General features: G+C 59.0%; 19 protein-coding genes. 9 read left to right on the top strand and 10 right to left on the bottom strand.

Annotated elements, in window-relative coordinates:
* Positions 1-55: 55 nt before the first annotated feature.
* Entirely contained in the window at positions 56-2,587 is a 2,532-nt protein-coding gene (locus tag NYP16_RS01640; RefSeq protein ID WP_274942367.1) for an ABC transporter permease, read from the bottom strand.
* Positions 2,588-2,598: 11 nt separating this feature from the next.
* Positions 2,599-3,354 carry an ABC transporter ATP-binding protein gene (locus NYP16_RS01635; protein ID WP_274942366.1) on the bottom strand — a complete coding sequence of 252 codons (756 nt, stop codon included), beginning with the start codon at positions 3,352-3,354 and terminating at the stop codon, positions 2,599-2,601.
* A 215-nt stretch (positions 3,355-3,569) separates the two neighbouring features.
* Here NYP16_RS01635 and NYP16_RS01630 point away from each other — a divergent pair, with 215 nt between their 5' ends.
* Positions 3,570-4,262, top strand: coding sequence for an arylesterase (locus NYP16_RS01630; RefSeq protein ID WP_274942365.1), 693 nt, complete (start codon positions 3,570-3,572; stop codon positions 4,260-4,262).
* A gap of 21 nt (positions 4,263-4,283) precedes the next feature.
* Positions 4,284-4,841, top strand: coding sequence for an RNA 2',3'-cyclic phosphodiesterase (gene thpR / locus NYP16_RS01625; RefSeq protein ID WP_274942364.1), 558 nt, complete (start codon positions 4,284-4,286; stop codon positions 4,839-4,841).
* On the opposite strand, the gene NYP16_RS01620 is transcribed toward thpR, so the two are convergent.
* Positions 4,842-5,330 carry a low molecular weight protein-tyrosine-phosphatase gene (locus NYP16_RS01620; RefSeq protein ID WP_274942363.1) on the bottom strand — a complete coding sequence of 163 codons (489 nt, stop codon included), beginning with the start codon at positions 5,328-5,330 and terminating at the stop codon, positions 4,842-4,844.
* 104 nt (positions 5,331-5,434) lie between these two features.
* On the opposite strand from NYP16_RS01620, the gene NYP16_RS01615 reads away from it, so the two are divergent.
* Positions 5,435-6,163 (top strand): NAD-dependent deacylase, encoded by a 729-nt coding sequence (locus NYP16_RS01615; protein ID WP_274942362.1) that lies wholly within the window; start codon positions 5,435-5,437, stop codon positions 6,161-6,163.
* On the opposite strand, the gene NYP16_RS01610 is transcribed toward NYP16_RS01615, so the two are convergent.
* Positions 6,143-7,054 carry a hypothetical protein gene (locus tag NYP16_RS01610; RefSeq protein WP_274942361.1) on the bottom strand — a complete coding sequence of 304 codons (912 nt, stop codon included), beginning with the start codon at positions 7,052-7,054 and terminating at the stop codon, positions 6,143-6,145. The two genes, NYP16_RS01615 and NYP16_RS01610, sit on opposite strands and share 21 nt — an antisense overlap.
* Positions 7,055-7,109: 55 nt before the next feature.
* Between NYP16_RS01610 and NYP16_RS01605 the strand changes: the two genes are divergently transcribed.
* A complete protein-coding gene (locus tag NYP16_RS01605) occupies positions 7,110-7,424 on the top strand; it encodes a 4a-hydroxytetrahydrobiopterin dehydratase (RefSeq protein ID WP_274942360.1) in 315 nt (104 codons plus the stop codon).
* 88 nt (positions 7,425-7,512) lie between these two features.
* Here NYP16_RS01605 and NYP16_RS01600 read toward each other — a convergent pair whose 3' ends face one another.
* The 3 genes from NYP16_RS01600 to NYP16_RS01590 are packed head-to-tail and all read right to left on the bottom strand — an operon-like array spanning position 7,513 to position 9,655.
* A complete protein-coding gene (locus tag NYP16_RS01600) occupies positions 7,513-8,274 on the bottom strand; it encodes an SDR family NAD(P)-dependent oxidoreductase (RefSeq protein ID WP_274942359.1) in 762 nt (253 codons plus the stop codon).
* A gap of 35 nt (positions 8,275-8,309) precedes the next feature.
* Positions 8,310-8,942 carry a CoA transferase subunit B gene (locus tag NYP16_RS01595; RefSeq protein WP_274942358.1) on the bottom strand — a complete coding sequence of 211 codons (633 nt, stop codon included), beginning with the start codon at positions 8,940-8,942 and terminating at the stop codon, positions 8,310-8,312.
* Positions 8,943-8,953: 11 nt separating this feature from the next.
* Positions 8,954-9,655: a CoA transferase subunit A gene (locus NYP16_RS01590; protein WP_274942357.1), complete on the bottom strand. Its 702-nt coding sequence runs from the start codon at positions 9,653-9,655 to the stop codon at positions 8,954-8,956.
* Positions 9,656-9,848: 193 nt separating this feature from the next.
* Here NYP16_RS01590 and NYP16_RS01585 point away from each other — a divergent pair, with 193 nt between their 5' ends.
* From NYP16_RS01585 to NYP16_RS01570, 4 genes are all read left to right on the top strand, one after another.
* Entirely contained in the window at positions 9,849-10,469 is a 621-nt protein-coding gene (locus NYP16_RS01585) for an RNA methyltransferase (RefSeq protein WP_274942356.1), read from the top strand.
* 19 nt (positions 10,470-10,488) lie between these two features.
* Positions 10,489-11,037 carry an invasion associated locus B family protein gene (locus NYP16_RS01580; protein WP_274942355.1) on the top strand — a complete coding sequence of 183 codons (549 nt, stop codon included), beginning with the start codon at positions 10,489-10,491 and terminating at the stop codon, positions 11,035-11,037.
* Positions 11,038-11,172: 135 nt separating this feature from the next.
* Positions 11,173-12,327, top strand: coding sequence for a 23S rRNA (adenine(2503)-C(2))-methyltransferase RlmN (rlmN, locus tag NYP16_RS01575; RefSeq protein WP_274942354.1), 1,155 nt, complete (start codon positions 11,173-11,175; stop codon positions 12,325-12,327).
* Positions 12,328-12,510: 183 nt separating this feature from the next.
* Positions 12,511-13,764, top strand: a complete 1,254-nt coding sequence (locus NYP16_RS01570) for an SAM-dependent methyltransferase (RefSeq protein WP_274942353.1) — start codon at positions 12,511-12,513, stop codon at positions 13,762-13,764.
* Here the strand turns inward: NYP16_RS01570 and NYP16_RS01565 are convergent.
* On the bottom strand, positions 13,761-14,342 hold the full coding sequence (locus NYP16_RS01565) for a YqaA family protein (protein WP_274942352.1): 582 nt from the start codon (positions 14,340-14,342) through the stop codon (positions 13,761-13,763). The two genes, NYP16_RS01570 and NYP16_RS01565, sit on opposite strands and share 4 nt — an antisense overlap.
* Before the next feature lie 68 nt (positions 14,343-14,410).
* A complete protein-coding gene (locus tag NYP16_RS01560) occupies positions 14,411-14,788 on the bottom strand; it encodes a hypothetical protein (RefSeq protein ID WP_274942351.1) in 378 nt (125 codons plus the stop codon).
* Between the two features lie 346 nt (positions 14,789-15,134).
* Here NYP16_RS01560 and NYP16_RS01555 point away from each other — a divergent pair, with 346 nt between their 5' ends.
* A complete protein-coding gene (locus tag NYP16_RS01555) occupies positions 15,135-16,346 on the top strand; it encodes an argininosuccinate synthase (protein ID WP_274942350.1) in 1,212 nt (403 codons plus the stop codon).
* Between the two features lie 251 nt (positions 16,347-16,597).
* Here the strand turns inward: NYP16_RS01555 and NYP16_RS01550 are convergent, their stop codons facing one another.
* On the bottom strand, positions 16,598-18,070 hold the full coding sequence (locus tag NYP16_RS01550) for a DUF4139 domain-containing protein (RefSeq protein ID WP_274942349.1): 1,473 nt from the start codon (positions 18,068-18,070) through the stop codon (positions 16,598-16,600).
* Positions 18,071-18,074: the final 4 nt, after the last annotated feature.

Genomic DNA, 18,074 nt, shown 5'->3' with positions numbered 1-18,074 from the left:
ACCGGCGTGAAATCACCGTTCCGTCGCATCAGGCAGAACCATCATTCCGGAAAAATCAGGCTGCAAAGGCCCGCAAAGCCTGAGCCGGGCGCACGGTCAGTGCCCGCCAAGTCCCAAGAAGACCAAACAGAATGGTCACCAGCACACTGGCCAGAATGGTCACCGCCACCGCTCCCGGCAGGAAAACCCACTGAATGGCCATGACCTTGGTCACGAGAACCCAGGCCGCCAAACTGCCAAAGGCCGCCGCGAGCACGCCGGTGAGCGCGCCCAGAATGGCATATTCCAGCACCAGCACCGCCATCACCGTCCATCTTGTGCCGCCCAGAACCTTGAGGATCACGGCGTCATAGACACGCGCCCGCGCTCCGGCTGCGGTGGCTCCGGCCAGCACCAGCACCCCGGCGGCAAGGGTGATCGCAGCGGCGGCGCGCACGGCGTTCGCCATGTCGGCCATTATGCGGCTGACGTCCCCAAGCACCTCTTTCATGCGCACGGCAGACAGATTCGGGAACTGATCGGTCAGGGCCCGATAAGCCCGATCCTCGGTCGCTTTGCTCGCGGTCAGGGTGGCGAGATAGCTGTAAGGCGCATCACGCAACGTCGCCGGGTCGAAAATAATGGCAAAATTGATCCCCATGCTGCCCCAGTCGACCTTACGCAGCGAGACAATCTCCGCCTCGATCTCACGCCCGAGCACATTGATCGTCAGCCGGTCGCCCAAGGTGACGCCCATGCCCTCGGCCAGCCCGCTTTCCATCGAAATCTGTGGCGGGCCGGCATAATTCATCGGCCACCAGTGCCCCGCCACCAGCTGATTATCGGCCGGAAGTGTCGCCGAAAACGTCAGGCCGCGATCCCCGCGCAAGGCCCAGCGCGCGTCGGGCGCGATCGGCGCGGCTTCGGCCGGGAAATTCTTGATGCGGGTGATCTGGCCCCGCATATAGGGCACCGCGCGCACGCTGTCCGGCCCGGCGATGCGCTCGGCGGTGCGCAGGAAGGCATCATGCTGATCGCGCTGAAGATCGAGAAAGAAAAAGGCCGGCGCTTCCGTCGGCAGATTGTCGCGGATCTGACGACCCAGATTGCCTTCGACCAGCGTCAGGGTCGCAAACAAGGTCAGACCAAGCCCAAGCGCAAGCACGACGCCCGCCGTCGGAGCCCCGGGCCGGTGCAGATTGCCAAGCGCCAGCCGCAGCACCGGATGACGCGGCCTCGGCAGTCTCGCGGCGCCCTCCCGCACCAGCCAGCCGGTGAGCAACAGCAACAGCAGAACAACCGCCGCCCCGGCCTCGAACCCGAAAATGAACAACCGGTTATCACTGCCCGCAAAGGGGAGGATGGCAAGCACGGCTATCAACCCCACCTCCACCAAGCGCACCCACATCTCGCCGTCTTGCCGAACATCTCCAGGCTCGCGCCGGAACAACGCGGCGGCAGGCACCCGCCGCGTCCGCATAACCGGTCCAAGCGTAAAGGCCAGCACCACCAAAAGCCCATAAAGCGCCGCCTTGATCAGCGCCCAAACATAGATCCCACCTGCAGGCGGCACCGGAAGTTTGTCGGCCAGAACCGAGCTGAGCAGCCCCGGCATCATGGCCCCAAGGACGACCCCGAGCGCTAGACACAGGAGGGTGATCAACAGAATCTGGCTGAAATAAATACGGGCGATCAAACCGCTTTCCGCACCCAGAGCCTTCAGGGTCGCAATGGTCTCGGTCTTGCCATCAAGATAACTGCGGACGGCGCCCGCCACCCCGACCCCGCCGACCACCAGTGTGGTCAATCCCACAAGGGTGAGAAACTGACCGAGCCGCTCAGCGAATTCACGCAGACGCGGGGCGCTGCTGTCGCTGGTGGTCACCCGCCAGCCGGCGTCCGGAAAGGCCGCCTCAAGGCGTGCGACCCAGGGCTTGATGGCCGCGCCATCCGGCATTTTGACACGGTAGCTATGCGTGACCAGACTGCCTTCGGTCAGAAGCCCGGTCTGCGGCAAGGCCGCCGCCGCGATCATCAGACGCGGCGCAAGTTCAAATCCTTCATTGGCGCGATCAGGTTCGCGGCGAATAAGCGCCCGCAACTCGACCTCAAGATTGCCGATCATGATGCGGTCGCCCACCCGCGCCTTCATGCGCTCGGCAAGTTCCGGCGCGATCACCGCGCCCCAATGACCATCACGCTCCGCAAGCGCCGCGGCCAGGCTGCCGCCCCCCGTAAGCTCAAGCGTGCCATAAAGCGGATAGCGCGCATCGACAGCCTTGACGGTCGACAAATTGCGCGTGCCATTGCGCGCCAGATGCAGCATGGCGCGCATGCTTTGCGTCTCAGAAACCCTACCGCCGTGAGCGAAAAAGGCGCGTTCGTCCGCAGTCGCCGCCCGGTGGCTGAGACGGAATTCCACGTCGCCACCCAGAAGCGTCCGTCCCTCATGGCGCAGACCCGAGACCACCGCTTCGGTCAAAGAACCGACCCCGGCAATGGCCGCGACACCAAGCACCAGACAAATGGCAAAAACGCGAAAACGATTGAGCCCGCCCCATAGATCCCGGAGTGCTAACCGCCAGACCATGGGTAGGCGTGCGGTCAACCCCTCGTCACTCACCGCCCCAGCCCCCGCTCGCCACCAACCTCATGCAGGCGCTGACGGCGGCCGCGACTTTCGCGCACGATGCGCCCGTCCGCCATTTCAAGAATGAGATCGCAGCGTGCGGCAAGCCCGGCGTCATGGGTGACAAGCACCATGGTGGTGTGCCGCGCCTGATGGAAACTGAACATGAGGTCGATGATGGCGCTGCCGGTCGCACTATCGAGATTACCGGTCGGCTCATCGGCAAACAGGATCTGCGGTTTGGGCGCAAGGGCGCGGGCGATGGCCACACGTTGTTGCTCGCCACCCGAAAGCTGCGCCGGATAATGATGCAGCCGGTGACTGAGCCCGACCGCCTCAAGCTCGGCAGCGGCGCGGTCAAAGGCATCCTCGACCCCGGCAAGCTCCAGCGGCACGGCGACATTTTCATGGGCCGTCATGGTCGGAATAAGATGAAAAGATTGGAGGACAATGCCGATCCGGCCACGCCGAAACCGCGCAAGCGCATCCTCACCCAGCGCCACAAGATCGGTGCCATCAACCATGACACTGCCCGTGGTCGCCTGTTCAAGCCCGGACAGCACCGCCATCAGACTGGATTTCCCCGACCCCGACGGACCGACAATTCCGACCGCCGCCGCCTCGGGGACCGTCAGCGTGATGCCGCGCAGAATATCGACCGGCCCCGCCGCACTGGACAATGTCAGGGTCAAGTCCGAAGTCTTGATACTGGGTGAGCCGAGGGTCGGAGTGAAGAAATCCTGCATGACAATTCCGGCTTAAATCTGACAAAAAAACTTGGGCTGACGCTATGACCGGGTCTCGGCTATTCTGGGCGCAGTAAACGACGACCTCTCACCCCCGGGTGAGCATAAGGCAGCCCTGCATGACCATATGGTGTCCCGGCGCACGACCTTCAACTCTGACACAGACGAATGCTGGCTGAGCCATGCGATACCCAAGCATGGCAGGAGGAACGAACATGACAAGACATTTGCGCCGAAGTTTCTTCATTGTCCTCTGCCCGCTCGTGTTTCTCCTGTCCTTTCCGGGCGCTGCAAGAGCCACCCCGACGACAGCCGAAACCATCGTCGTCGCTTTCGGAGACAGTTTGACAGCTGGCTATGGCCTGCCGTCCACCGACTCGATCCCGGTCCGCCTTGAGACTTTGTTGCGAAAAACAGGGCACAGGGTCACGGTCGTCAATGCCGGCGTTTCAGGTGACACCTCAAGCGGCGGGCGCGCCCGGCTCGATTGGGCACTGGCCAGTCTCGACAAGACAAAACCAACACTTGTCATCCTCGAACTTGGGGCCAATGACGCGCTCCGCGGCATCGACCCGCGGCTCACCGCCGACAATCTCGATCATATCCTGAAAACGCTCAAGGCGCGCGGCATTCCGGTTCTGCTCTGTGGCATGAAGGCGCCACCCAATCTCGGCCGCGATTATGGCGTGGCGTTCAATGCGATCTATCCGGCACTGGCCAAAAAATATGACCTGCCGCTCTATCCCTTTTTTCTCGACGGCGTGGCCGCTCAACCGAGGCTCAATCAAGCTGATGGCATGCATCCGAATGCCAAGGGAGCGGAGCTGATCGCCAGCCGTCTTGCCCCCATTGTCGCCCCCCTCCTTGATCACATCACGCGCCCATCAAAGGACAAAAAACAGCCCTGATTTTTGTCGAGGACTCCAAACATGATCCGCCTGTTCGTCGCCATCGAATTGCCCGAGCCCATCCGGAATTATCTCTTGCGATTGCAAACCGGCATTCGCGCCGCATACTGGCAACGCGATGATCAGCTGCATCTCACGCTCAGCTTCATCGGCGATGTGGACGAGGGCACCGCCCGCGACATCGACACAGCACTCGCCACCATCACCATGCCTGCCTTTACCATCGCACTCGACGGTGCCGGACTTTTTGGCACCATGTTCAAACCCCGCATTCTCTGGGCCGGGATTGCCCCGCGCGATCCCGTGATCCGTCTCCATGACAAGATCGAGACCGCCATTCGTCGCCTGGGCCTTCAATTGGACGATCGCAAATTCGCCCCGCATGCGACGCTCGCACGCATCCGCGACGGCCGCGCCGCGGCTCCCGGCGTCCTGCAGTTTCTCGAAGCCCATGGCGGACTCATATCGGCAAGTTTCGAAGTCAACAGCTTCGCGCTCTACTCAAGCAAGCTCACCGACCAGGGACCGCAGTATCATGTGGAGGCGCGTTATCCGCTCGCCGGTTTTGCCGACCTCTGATCAGAACCGACGCTCGCGCAGATGCGTGAGAAGACCCAACACGCCCTCCTCGATGGTCGTGAAGACACGTTCGAAGCCGGCCTCGTCACGGAAGAAATACGGGTCCGGCACCTCGCGAATTTTACTGTCATGCGCGAAGTCCATCAGCAGGTGAATGCGATCCGCGAACTGTTCGGGACAGCGTTTGCGCAAGCCTTCGACGTTGTCGCGATCCATTGCAAGGATCAAATCGAAACTTTCGAAGTCGTCATCGGCAATTTTTCGCGCGCGCAAATCAGCGATATCGATGCCATGTTTTTTCGCCACCGCAATCGCACGTGGATCCGGTGCAGCACCTTGGTGCCAATCGCCAAGACCCGCAGAATCCCAAGAGATTTCGCCATTCATGCGCGTCCGAAAATTGTCGTCAGCAAGTGCTGCACGACAGATTCCTTCGGCAATTGGCGAGCGGCAGATATTGCCAAGACAAACAAAAATCAGGCGTATCACACAGGAATCCCTTGCATTTCGCTAGTTTCAGCCGACAATATGAGCAATAGTTGCGGCACGGGCAAGGGTGTCCGCATATTAAGGGAAGAGAGCGCAGGATCCGAATGGGAGAGCGCTTCGATCATATCGTCATCTTGACCGGAGCCGGCATCTCGGCGGAGTCAGGCCTCGATACATTCCGCGACAAAGGCCGCGACGGAGGTGGCATCTGGTCGGGACATGCTGTTGAGGATGTAGCAACGCCCGACGCCTTTCGACGCAATCCTACTCTAGTTCACAATTTCTACAACATGCGTCGCCGTGCGGCGCGCGCAGCGGAACCCAACGATGCTCACCACGCTCTCGCCCGTCTCGAAGCCTGTTATCCGGGCGATGTTCAGATCATCACCCAGAATGTGGATGATCTGCACGAACGTGCCGGCAGTCGAAATCTGATCCATATGCATGGCGAGCTGAGGAAACGACGGTGCACTGCCTGCGGATCTATCGAGATCTCCGACAGCGATCTTTCGGTGCACACAAGCTGCGCCGCTTGTCTGACGCAAGGCAGCCTCAGACCCCATATCGTCTGGTTCGGTGAAATTCCCCTCGACCTTGCAGACATCACCCGGCATCTCGATGCCTGTGATCTGTTTTTATCGATCGGCACATCCGGCACGGTGTATCCCGCTGCGGGCTTTGTCGACATCGTCCGCCAGAATCCCGACGCACTCACGGTAGAATTAAATCTGGAACCATCAGCCGGTGAGACAAAATTTCAACAGAAAATTTACGGAAAAGCGCGAGAAATAGTTCCGTCTTATGTAAACCAGTTACTGCAATCTTATGTATAACGCCATTCTGACGAGGAGTGAAAGCATGGCCAGAACCAAATCCAAAAAGCAGACCGAAGAAAAAGTCGTGGCAACCGCCGCAGCAAAACCCGAGCGCAAGCCACGCGCCAAGGCCGCAGCCGCCGCGAAACCAAAGACGATAAAAGCCGCCGTCAAACCGAAGGCTGCTAAAGTCGTTGCAAAGCCGAAAGCGGTGAAGGCAACCGCGAAGCCAAAAGTCGCCAAAGCTGTCGCAAAGCCGAAGGCTGCTAAAGCTGCTCCAAAGCTGAAGGTTGTTGCTAAAGCGACCGCAAAGCCAAAGGCCGTTAAAGCTGCACTGAAGCCGAAGGCTGCTAAAGCCACCGTAAAGCCGAAAGCCGTTAAAGCTGCTCTGAAGCCGAAGGTTGCTAAAGCCACCGTAAAGCCGAAGACTGCTAAAGCTGCTCTGAAGCCGAAGGTTGCTAAAGCGACCGCAAAGCCAAAGGCCGTTAAAGCTGCTCCGAAGCCGAAGGCTGCTAAAGCAACCGCAAAGCCAAAGGCCGTTAAAGCTGCCATGAAGCCGAAGGCTGCTAAAGCAACCGCAAAGCCAAAGGCCGTTAAAGCTGCTCCGAAGCCAAAGGCTGCTAAAGCAACCGCAAAGCCAAAGGCCGTTAAAGCTGCCATGAAGCCGAAGGCTGCTAAAGCAACCGCAAAGCCAAAGGCTGCCAAAGCTGCTCCGAAGCTGAAGGCTGCTAAAGCAACCGCAAAGCCAAAGGCTGCTAAAGCTGCCATGAAGCCGAAGGCCGCCAAAGCAACCGCAATGCCGAAAGCTGCCAAAGTTGTCGCCAAGCCGCGCGCAGCCAAAGCCGTCGGACGGCCGCGCACTGCTAGCGCTTTGAAGGCCGTGAAGCCGCGTGCCACCAAAGCCGTCATGGCTGTCAAAAAGCCGGCCAAGCCGAAGCGCGTCGCCCGGAAAGCCTGAAAGGATGTGAAAGCTGCGCGCTCGCTTTATAGCCGCAGCCTTCTCGTCGGACCGCAGCGTCAGAATTTGCTCGGCACACTCACCGACTGGCATGAAGTCGACGGGCGTGATGCGATTGCAAAGACGTTTCGGTTTGCCAATTTCGACGCCGCATTCCGCTTCATGACCCGAGTGGCCAAGGAAGCTGAGCGGTTGGATCACCACCCGGAATGGCGCAATGTCTATAACCGGGTGGAGGTCACGCTCGCGACCCATGACGCGGGCGGCGTAACGGAATATGACGTGGCGCTGGCCGCGTTCATGGATGCCGCCGCAAGCTGACGATCCTATCTATTCAAGATACTAAAAAAGGGGGCCCCGCAAGGGCCCCCTTTTGCATCCTCGCCTGAGGAAAATCAGCGCGGAGATATCAGCGCGGCGCCATCCGCAAGGCACCATCCAGACGAATGGTCTCCCCGTTCAGCATGACATTCTCGCAGATATGTTTGGCCAGCTGACCATATTCCGCCGGATCGCCAAGGCGCTGCGGGAACGGCACATTGGCCCCAAGCGCGTCCTGAACATTCTGCGGCAGACCCTTCATCATCGGCGTCAGGAACAGGCCCGGCGCAATGGTGCAAACGCGGATGCCGATATTCGACATGTCGCGCGCCGCCGGCAAGGTCATGCCGACCACACCGCCCTTCGACGCTGCATAAGCCACCTGCCCGATCTGACCTTCATAAGCCGCGACCGACGCCGTGTTGATGACCACACCGCGCTCGCCATCCTCAAGCGGGGCAAGCGCCGACATGCGCACGGCCGCAAGCCGCAGACAATTGAAGCTGCCGATCAGATTGATGGTGATGACTTTCGAAAAGCTTTCAAGCTGATGCGCCACACCCTTGTTGACGGTCTTTTCGCCAATGGCGATGCCCGCGCAATTGACCAGAATACGCGCGTCACCATGGGCCGCCGCTGCCGCATCCAGTCCGGCGCTCACACTCTCGGCGCTGGTCACGTCAACCTTGACGAACACGCCACCGATATCGGCCGCGACCTGTTGACCCTGCGTCTCGTTGATATCAAACAGCGTGACCTTCACGCCCGCCGCTGCAAGTGTCCGCGCCGTCGCTTCACCAAGTCCCGATGCACCGCCCGTTACAACCGCTGCCGTTCCTGCCAGTTTCATATGTTTACTCCATCTGTACCCAGAGACTAATCCCGTCAGGCGATCGTAAAGGGAGCCGCCGTCTTCGCCTTGATCTCATCAGGGGTGACACCAGGTGCACATTCAATCAGCACCAGCCCCCCATCGACCACATCCATCACGCAAAGATCGGTGATGATGCGATCGACCACGCCCTTGCCCGTGAGCGGCAGATCGCATTCCGGTTTGATCTTGGGCGCGCCGTCCTTCGCGGTATGCTCCATGATGATGACAACGCGCTTGACGCCCGCCACCAGATCCATGGCGCCACCCATGCCCTTGACCATCTTGCCGGGGATCATCCAGTTGGCAAGATCGCCCGCCGCCGACACTTCCATGGCGCCGAGGATCGACAGATCGATATGTCCGCCGCGGATCATGGCAAAGCTGTCGGACGAGGAGAAATAACTCGTCTGCGGCAGTTCGGTGATGGTCTGTTTGCCGGCATTGATGAGGTCCGGATCTTCCTCCCCCTCATAAGGGAAAGGACCCATGCCGAGCATGCCATTTTCCGATTGCAGCATCACATGGATGCCATCCGGAATATAATTCGCAACCAGCGTCGGAATGCCGATGCCGAGGTTGACATAAAAGCCGTCGCGCAATTCGCGGGCCGCCCGTTCGGCGATTTGATCACGTGTCCAAGCCATGTCCGCTCTCCCTACCCGCGTTTCCGCACGGTGCGCTGTTCGATGCGCTTTTCATAAACTGCGCCCTTGACGAGCCGCGTCACATAGATCCCCGGGGTATGAATATGATCGGGGTCGAAGCTGCCCGTCGGCACGATTTCTTCCGCTTCGACCACGGTCACTTTACCTGCCGTGGCCATCATCGGATTGAAATTGCGCGCGGTCTTGTTGTAAATGAGATTGCCTTCCTCGTCGGCCTTCCAGGCCTTGACGATGGCAAGATCGGCCACGAGCCCGGTCTCAAGCACATAGGTCTCGCCGTTGAAGTCCTTATGTTCCTTGCCTTCGGCCACAAGCGTGCCGACGCCGGTTTTGGTATAAAAACCCGGAATGCCCGCGCCGCCCGCACGAATGCGCTCAGCCAGCGTGCCTTGCGGATTGAATTCAAGCTGCAATTCACCCGACAGAAATTGTTTTTCAAAGGTCTTGTTCTCGCCCACATAGGACGAAATCATCTTTTTGATTTGTCGCGTCTGCAACAACAGCCCCAGGCCGAAATCATCGACCCCCGCGTTGTTGGAAATGACCGTCAAATCCTTCACCCCGGAGTCCCGGAGCGCCAAAATCAGATTTTCCGGAATGCCACAGAGTCCAAATCCCCCCGCCATGATAGTCATGCCGTCAAACAGCACACCATCAAGAGCGGACTGGGCATTGCTATAGATTTTCCCCATAGTGCCAGTCCTATTTTAAGATATGTCAAAATCGTGCCGGGTATCCTTCAACACTTACCGCGACACCCAATCAATTTCAATCGTAACCATTCAGGTCACCGCCAGGCAAACACTCGGCTTCTCTCGGCCCCTTGTCAAAATGAAGGCTTCTATGGTCTTTATAGCCCAAATGATGGCTGTTAAGGACAAAACCATGCGCGACGACAGAATGCGGGGATATTTCGGATTTGGCGTTGAGCGTGTCAGCAAACCAATGAATCTCGGCAATCTCTATCGGACGGCCCATGGCTTCGGGGCGAGCTTCCTGTTCACGCTGGACGCTCACGCCCGGGTGCGGGAATCTGAAACCGGGCTTACAGCCGGGTCCGACACTTCGAGAGCGGCGGACAATCTGCCGCTCTTTCACTACGATAGTCTGGATGACCTCAACCTGCCCGAGGGCTGCGTGCTGGTCGGGATCGAGCTCACGGACGAGGCCATCGACCTGCCAAGTTTCCCCCATCCGCCTGCCGCCGCCTATATCCTCGGTGCAGAAATCTATGGTCTCAGCCCCGAAACACTTGCCCGTTGCCGCCATGTTATCAAAATTCCGACAAAATTTTCTCTCAATTTGGCGACAGCGGGGGCAATTGTTATGTATGATCGCCTACGCTGTCTTGGCCGCTTCGCCGATCGCCCGCTTCATTCCGGCGGGGCGAGGCCTGGCCGGGAAAGCCAAACCCCTTCCGGCGGCAGTAATCGGCCACGGGTGCGGGAAGATCTTTTACGGCGTGAACAGGCCCGCAAGGGCAGCTCAGATCCCGAATTTTCATAAAGTAGACCAAAGCATCCCAATGACAGACACAGCTTTTTCCAGTCCCCGCCAGCCCTTCCGCCCATCAATCCTCGCCCTCTCCCTGCTGCTCGCCGTCACCGTCCCGGTTGCCGGAGCGGAGGCCAAGGGCCGCGAGTTTCTGGGCGGTTTCCGCGACTGGGACGCCTTCCTCGACAAGACGGCCAAGGGCGAAAAAAGCTGCTATGCCATTACGGTGCCCAAGGAAACCACGCCGAAAAACGTCAAGCGTGGCGAAATTTACGTCATGGTGACCCAATGGCCCGCCGCCAAGGTCAAGAATCAGATCAGCATTTCAGCAGGGTATGCCCTGAAAAAAGACAGCAACGTCCTCCTCACCATCGACAAGACGACTTACAAACTGTTCGTGCAGGATGACCGCGCCTGGGCCAGCGATGACAAGCAGGACACCGAAATCACCGCTGCCCTCAAAAAAGGCACGACTCTGTCCGTCAAAGGCGTCTCGGCCCGTGGCACGGAAACCACAGACAGCTATTCTTTGGCCGGCTTCTCCTCGGCCCTCAATGCCATTACCCAAGCCTGCTATTGACAGCGGCCGCCTCCGGGCTTACCTCCCTTGTGGATAAGTTGCGCCCCGATAGCATGTCAGGGCGCATTTTGGCGTATGCTAGTTTGACCGCCGGATCCTCCAATGATGGTCCAAAGCGCTGAAAGACGATTTCTGATGTTGCAGACTCCTCTTGGGATCGAACCCGTTGTGGCCCCCCGTCCGGTAATCCCGGCCGCGAGCGATGCCTTGCCGACGCTGGTCGGCCTGACCCGTGAAGAGATCGCCGCCCATCTCGTCGCCATCGGCGTAGCCGACAAGCAAAGCCGCATGCGGGCGCAACAGATCTGGCATTGGCTGTATTTTCGCGGGGCCCAGTCCTTTGACGAGATGACCAACATCTCCAAGGACCTGCGCGCCGAATTCGCCCGTCATTTCATCATCGGCCGCCCGGAAATCATCGAGCGCCTGGTGTCGAAGGACGGCACACGCAAATATCTCATGCGCTTTCCCGACGGCAATGAAGTCGAGACCGTCTTCATCCCTGAAGATGATCGCGGGACCTTGTGCGTCTCAAGCCAGGTCGGCTGCACCCTCACCTGCAAATTCTGCCATACTGGCACCCAGCGCCTGGTGCGCAACCTGACCCCGACCGAAATGGTCATGCAGGTTCTGGTCGCCCGGGATGACCTTGGCGAATGGCCCTCGTCCCCGGACGGACGGCTTTTGTCCAACATCGTCATGATGGGCATGGGCGAGCCGCTCTATAATTTCGACAATGTCAAAACCGCGCTCAAGATCGTCATGGACCCTGAGGGGATCTGCCTGTCGCGCCGACGCATCACGCTTTCGACCTCGGGCGTGGTGCCGATGATTCCGCGTTGCGGCGAGGAAATCGGCGTCAATCTCGCCATTTCGCTCCATGCTGTGCGCGATGACGTGCGGACAGACATCATGCCGATCAACAATAAATATCCGCTTGCTGAACTGTTGGCCGCCTGCCGCGATTATCCCGGCGTCTCGAACGCCCGCCGCATTACCTTTGAATATGTGATGTTGAAGGATATCAATGATTCGGACGCCGACGCCCGCGAACTGGTGCGCCTGCTGCGCGCCTATGACATCCCGGCCAAGGTCAATCTGATCCCCTTCAATCCCTGGCCCGGATCCGCCTATGAACGCTCCACCGACGCCCGCATCAAGCGGTTCTCGGATATCGTGTTCGAAGCCGGCATTTCCGCCCCCGTGCGCACCCCGCGCGGCGAGGATATTCTGGCCGCCTGTGGCCAGTTGAAATCCGAAAGCGAAAAAAAGCGCAAAAGCGCGTCCTGACGATCGGTCGCAAGATCAAGTCTCAACCAGGATATCTGATTGACCGCCTCTGGCGCTCTGGAAGGCGCGCCGAAGCGGCTTGTCTAACTACTTGTTCTTGCATAGATAGTTTGACTTGACCTCAAACATCCCCGTCTAGTAGGCTTTTCTCCAAGTCTGAGATAGACACGGGAGACCCTCCGAATGTTTCTACTCTCCATCCTCTTGAAGAACCTTCTGAAAATCGGCACCCTTAACATTATTGATGTGGACGGCAAGACCTACCGCTTCGTCGGCTCACCAAGCCCCGAGATGACTCTTCGCCTCCACGATCGCAAGGTCGCCTGGGATATCGGCTGGCATTCCTCCCTCGCCATGGGGGAGGCCTATATGGATGGCCGCGTCACCTTTGAAAAGGGCGACATCCGCGAATTTCTCAAACTGGTCATGGCCAATCGGAATTTTTACCCGCGAAACAATCGCATGACCCTGAAACGCTGGCTCAAGCGCCAGACCGGTCATTTGTTTCAGCATAATCCGATCAGCCGCTCGCGCGAGAATGTGCATCACCATTACGATCTATCGGGGGAGCTTTACGATCTCTTCCTGGATGCCGACCGGCAATATTCCTGCGCCTATTTCCCCACCGGGACCGAGGATCTCGAAACCGCGCAGCTGTTGAAAAAAGCCCATATCGCCGCCAAGCTCTGCCTCAAGGCCGGGCAGCGCGTGCTTGATATCGGGTGCGGCTGGGGCGGCATGGCGCTTTATCTCAACCGCGTCGCCGGTGTGAAGGTCAAGGGCGTCACGTTGTCAGACGAACAGCTGGCCGTGGCCAAGGGGCGTGCCGCCAAAAGCGGGGTCTCAAACGACGTCGACTTCCAGCTGCAGGATTATCGGACCGTCACCGAACGCTATGACCGCGTGGTCTCCGTCGGCATGTTTGAACATGTGGGCGTGCCGCAATATCAAACCTTCTTCGATACGCTCTATAACGTCACCACCGATGACTGCGTGGCGCTGCTTCATACCATTGGCCGCTCGGACGGGCCGGGGCGCACCAATTCCTGGGTCCGCAAATATATTTTTCCCGGCGGTTATTCTCCCGCCCTCTCGGAAATTCTGCCGGTGATCGAGCAGGCCGGTTTCTACGTCACCGACATCGAAATCCTGCGGCTTCATTACGCCAAGACGCTCAAGCATTGGTGGGACCGCGTGCAGCAGAACCGCGACAAGATCATCGCCCTCTATGACGAGCGTTTTCTCAGGATGTGGGAATTCTATCTCGCCGCCAGCGAATGGACCTTCCACTATTCAGACCATGTGGTGTTCCAGATTCAGCTCGCGAAACAACAGGACGCGGTGCCGTTCACCCGGGACTATATTTATGAAAAGGAACGCGAACTGATCGCTATGGACGCCGCCGCCCGGGCAAACGAGAAGCTCAAACTGGCTTAAAGGATAAATTTCACCGCCACGAACCCAAGCACGATGGCCCCAAGCACGAGCGTCGCCACAAGTCCCACGCGACGCTCAAGCAGCCCCGCCACATGGGAGCCGTAACGTTTGGTCAGCCAGGTAATCCCATAAAACCGCGCGCCCCGGGTGATCAGCGACAAGCCCATGAAGGCAAAGAAATCATAGCCCGAAAATCCCGAGGCAATGGTCACAAGCTTATAGGGAATGGGCGTCACCCCTTTGATCAGGATAAGCCAGGTGCCCCATTCCGCGTAGGCCTGCCGATAGCCTTCCATCTGATGCTCAAGCCCATAAAGCCGCACGATATGCATGCCGAGCGTATCGAACAGCAGCGCGCCAATGGCATAGCCCACCACCCCGCCGATGACCGAGGCAATGGTGCAGATGCGGGCGTAACTGGCCCAACGCTCCGGTTTCGAGAGCGTCATCGGCACCAGCATCACATCTGGCGGAATGGGAAAAAACGAACTTTCCGCGAAGGAAATCACCGCCAGGGCATGGGGCGCCCGTGGCCCGCGCGACTTTTCAAGTACCCACTCATAAAGTCGCCGGAACATTCTGGATTCCTGATTTACTACCTTGATCGGCTATTGCTAACGGAAAAACCCACTCCGGGCCACGAAAATCAACGCTGCAAGGGCGCAAAAGCGACCTCGATCATCGCGGCATCCATTTCATAGCCATCTTCCGCAAGCGGCAGTGCCAGAAGATGAAAGCTGTGGGGGTCGCCACCAATCATGGCCGTGCCGGCATAAACGACCGCCAGCCGATTGGCCGACAGATGTCGCATAAGTGTGAGCAGCAGTTCCCCGCGCAAGGCCATCTCTTCCGCCACCGCGCCCGCGTCCCGTGCCCAGAACCTGCGCGCTGGCTGTCCCGCAGCCAAAATGCGGTACTGACCATCCGTGCGCAGCAGCTCCGCCACTACCAGATTAGGGAAATGCCGTGCGAGCTCACGATCCTTAACAAATTTACGCGACGGCAGCTCCTGTTCCTGCCGCACGCCGGCCCGCCGCCATAGGGTATATAGGGTTCGCAACTGCAAATGCTCGATCGCCGACGACTCCCGCACCGTCGTAAAATGGAGCCCCTGTCGCGTCTGATTCTCTGTCCCGTCCGTGCCGCTAACCGGCTTTTTTATCTCATTTTTTTGCATTGTGTCTCTCGTACACAGGAGTTTACATCGGACAATTCTACCCACCCGTAAGAACCTTCATGACGGCTTGATCTGAATTTACCGTTAATCCTGATCAGAACTCCGCCCGCCGGACTTGCAAGCCACCGTCGTTGGCATATACTGCGCGCCGATTTCGTCTGTCTCCCATGCGGGACATAAAGGGACCAAGTACATGGCTCGTGACATTAAAAAAGTCGTGCTCGCCTATTCGGGCGGCCTCGATACCTCAGTCATTCTGAAATGGCTGCAAGAAACCTATGACTGCGAAGTGATCACCTTCACCGCCGATCTCGGCCAGGGTGAAGAGCTTGAACCCGCACGCAAAAAAGCTGAAATGTTCGGCGTGAAGAACATCTATATCGAAGATCTGCGCGAGGAATTCGTGCGCGACTTCGTATTCCCGATGTTCCGTGCGAACGCAGTCTATGAAGGCATCTATCTCCTTGGCACCTCGATCGCCCGGCCGCTCATCGCCAAGCGCCAGATCGAAATCGCCCGCGAGCATGGCGCCGACGCGGTCTGCCATGGCGCCACCGGCAAAGGCAACGACCAGGTCCGCTTCGAGCTGGCCTATTATGCGCTGCAGCCCGACATCAAGGTGATCGCACCCTGGCGTGAATGGGACCTGACGTCGCGGACCAAGCTCATCGATTTCGCCGAAAAGCACCAGATTCCGATCGCCAAGGACAAGCGCGGGGAGGCCCCGTTCTCGGTCGACGCCAACCTGCTGCACACAAGCTCCGAAGGCAAGGCGCTCGAAGATCCGTGGCTTGAAGCCCCTGAATTCGTCTATAGCCGCACCCTCTCCCCTGAAGAGGCTCCGGACAAAGCCACCTATATTGAAGTCGAGTTTGAAAAGGGCGATGCAGTCGGCATCAACGGTGAAAAGCTGTCGCCGGCCACGATCCTCACCAAGCTCAATGAATATGGCCGGGTCAATGGCATCGGCCGTCTCGACTTGCTGGAAAACCGCTTCGTCGGCATGAAATCGCGCGGCATTTACGAAACCCCGGGCGGCACCATCCTGCTCGCGGCCCATCGCGGCATCGAAAGCATCACCCTCGACCGTGGCGCGGCCCATCTCAAAGACGATCTCATGCCACGCTATGCCGAGCTCATCTATAACGGCTTCTGGTTCAGCCCCGAGCGCCAGATGCTGCAAGCCCTGATCGACAAGAGCCAGGAAGACGTCACCGGCACCGTGCGCCTGAAGCTCTACAAGGGCAATGTCTCGGTCGTCGGCCGCAAATCACCGAAGTCGCTCTATTCGTTGCAGCATGTGACCTTCGAAGAAGATTCCGTCTATGACCAGCGCGACGCCCAGGGCTTTATCAAACTGAACGCCCTCCGCCTCCGCCTGCTCAACCAGCGCGGCCGCAACTAAACGATCTCAGACAAAAAAGGCTGGAGGGGCAACTCTTCGGCCTTTTTTCTGCGGTTTCGGTCTTCGAGACGCTTCAACCATAAGCTTAGCGTCCATTACCCGCGCGCCACAGACTCACAACTGTCATTGCCGAGCTTGACCCGGTAATCCATGCTGACACTTCACAAGGCTGATCCATGGATTGCCGGGTCAAGCCCGGCAATGACATTAAAGAGGTGAAAGTCTATCGCGTCACAAAATCGCACAGCCTGTCACTGCGGCACTTCGACCGTATAACTCAGCGTCCGTTCCCCACGCGCCGGAACCTCGACCGTCCAGCGTCGCAGATTGGCGCGCAGGGGCTCTGACCGTGTGCTGGCTGCCTTGATATGGATCTCTGCGCCGGGCATGGCCTGGTCGAGCTCGACCGTGACGGCTTCGTCCTTGCTGTTGCGGATCACATGATGGACCGTCTTTTCGATCGCTTTGGCCGTCATTTTTTCGCGTTTGATCATGCTGGTGATCTGCACCGTCGTCATTTCCGGCAACCTGATCTCGAACGGTGCGCCTACAGGGATGTCCTGTATTGTGGCTTCCGCCAGCGGATAAGGGCCATCGGGACCACTGCCGAGGACATGGATCACACCTGCTGCCAAGGGCTCCCCAAGGCCGGTTTTCTGCCGGTTCTGCAGTTTAAGGATCACCGCCGGATAGAGTACCCTGTCCGGATCGAAATCGACTCCCATAAGTTCAAGCCGATAGACGGGCTCGAACCTGACCCCATCCTTCGCGAGAAACGCCACCTGCTTGCTCTGATGAGCGGCAACGGTCGTGCGCACGGGCAGTTTATAGAGCTGATAATCGGCCAATTGCTCCGCTTCTGCCTGGACCTGATCGGCCATCTCCCTGGCCATGGCCATCATCGGCGCGGGCACTGGGGCGGCTGCGGCATAATATTTGACCTGCCCCGGGGCATAAAGCTCCCCGCTTGGCCAGCAATTGCCATACCAATGGGACATGCGAAACCCCTGAGCGCCCACCCCGGTCCGATTGAGTTCGCCGGCCACCGCAAACACCTCGGCGTCCTCCAGCGGCACCGAGCCGTGATTGGTCAAGGTGATCATGCCGCGAAGATCAAGGCTCCGACCATCGGCCGCAACCGTCGCCACATAATTCGCCGACCAACCCAAACTCGCGGTCAGATATTGGAGCGCCACATCCGCCGGGCCGCCAGCCGACGTCTCAAGTTTCGCGGAGAGAGTGGGGCTCGACCGCAACCCTGCGGGCAGGGCGTCAAAGCTCAGGCGCTCGGGCAGTCCGCTACAGGAAAACGCCTCGGTCTTGCCATTGATGGACAGCAGCAGACCCGCCTTGGCCGATAGCACCGTCGCCACATCCTCGGTCACCTTGCCGCTGCCGGGCAAAGTACGGATCAGCCGGACCTGTCGTCCGACGGATTTTTCCATCAGGGAGGCTGGGGTCAGCAGATCATAATCGAAATTCTGTTCCCGAACCGGCCCGGGCAAGCCCGTGACACTGGCCGACGGCGGCAGAATGCCGTCACTGACCCCGGCAAATTCGATAACCCGCGTCTCCGGCTCCAGCGTTAGGGAGCGCAGCTCCCGCACCATGGCAAGATTGTCGCGATAGATGGTGACGGAGACTGTCCCCGGCCCCGGTAAGGTGACCAGGTCCGCCGCCATCACCTGCCCCGCCCAGAGAACGAGCGCCACCGCGACACGCATGAGG

This window comes from Govania unica (assembly GCF_027920805.1).
GTDB classification, from domain to species: Bacteria; Pseudomonadota; Alphaproteobacteria; order Sphingomonadales; family Govanellaceae; genus Govanella; species Govanella unica.
This window is presented reverse-complemented; position numbering and strand designations above follow the sequence as displayed.

Excerpts from the sequence above, each read along its gene's own strand:
- NYP16_RS01635 (WP_274942366.1), bottom strand. The coding sequence starts at position 3,354 with ATGCAGGATTTCTTCACTCCGACCCTCGGCTCACCCAGTATCAAGACT.
- NYP16_RS01630 (WP_274942365.1), top strand. The coding sequence starts at position 3,570 with ATGACAAGACATTTGCGCCGAAGTTTCTTCATTGTCCTCTGCCCGCTC.
- thpR (WP_274942364.1), top strand. The coding sequence starts at position 4,284 with ATGATCCGCCTGTTCGTCGCCATCGAATTGCCCGAGCCCATCCGGAAT.
- NYP16_RS01615 (WP_274942362.1), top strand. The coding sequence starts at position 5,435 with ATGGGAGAGCGCTTCGATCATATCGTCATCTTGACCGGAGCCGGCATC.
- NYP16_RS01610 (WP_274942361.1), bottom strand. The coding sequence starts at position 7,054 with ATGACGGCTTTGGTGGCACGCGGCTTCACGGCCTTCAAAGCGCTAGCA.
- NYP16_RS01600 (WP_274942359.1), bottom strand. The coding sequence starts at position 8,274 with ATGAAACTGGCAGGAACGGCAGCGGTTGTAACGGGCGGTGCATCGGGA.
- NYP16_RS01595 (WP_274942358.1), bottom strand. The coding sequence starts at position 8,942 with ATGGCTTGGACACGTGATCAAATCGCCGAACGGGCGGCCCGCGAATTG.
- NYP16_RS01590 (WP_274942357.1), bottom strand. The coding sequence starts at position 9,655 with ATGGGGAAAATCTATAGCAATGCCCAGTCCGCTCTTGATGGTGTGCTG.
- NYP16_RS01585 (WP_274942356.1), top strand. The coding sequence starts at position 9,849 with ATGCGCGACGACAGAATGCGGGGATATTTCGGATTTGGCGTTGAGCGT.
- NYP16_RS01580 (WP_274942355.1), top strand. The coding sequence starts at position 10,489 with ATGACAGACACAGCTTTTTCCAGTCCCCGCCAGCCCTTCCGCCCATCA.
- rlmN (WP_274942354.1), top strand. The coding sequence starts at position 11,173 with ATGTTGCAGACTCCTCTTGGGATCGAACCCGTTGTGGCCCCCCGTCCG.
- NYP16_RS01570 (WP_274942353.1), top strand. The coding sequence starts at position 12,511 with ATGTTTCTACTCTCCATCCTCTTGAAGAACCTTCTGAAAATCGGCACC.
- NYP16_RS01565 (WP_274942352.1), bottom strand. The coding sequence starts at position 14,342 with ATGTTCCGGCGACTTTATGAGTGGGTACTTGAAAAGTCGCGCGGGCCA.
- NYP16_RS01555 (WP_274942350.1), top strand. The coding sequence starts at position 15,135 with ATGGCTCGTGACATTAAAAAAGTCGTGCTCGCCTATTCGGGCGGCCTC.
- NYP16_RS01550 (WP_274942349.1), bottom strand. The coding sequence starts at position 18,070 with ATGCGTGTCGCGGTGGCGCTCGTTCTCTGGGCGGGGCAGGTGATGGCG.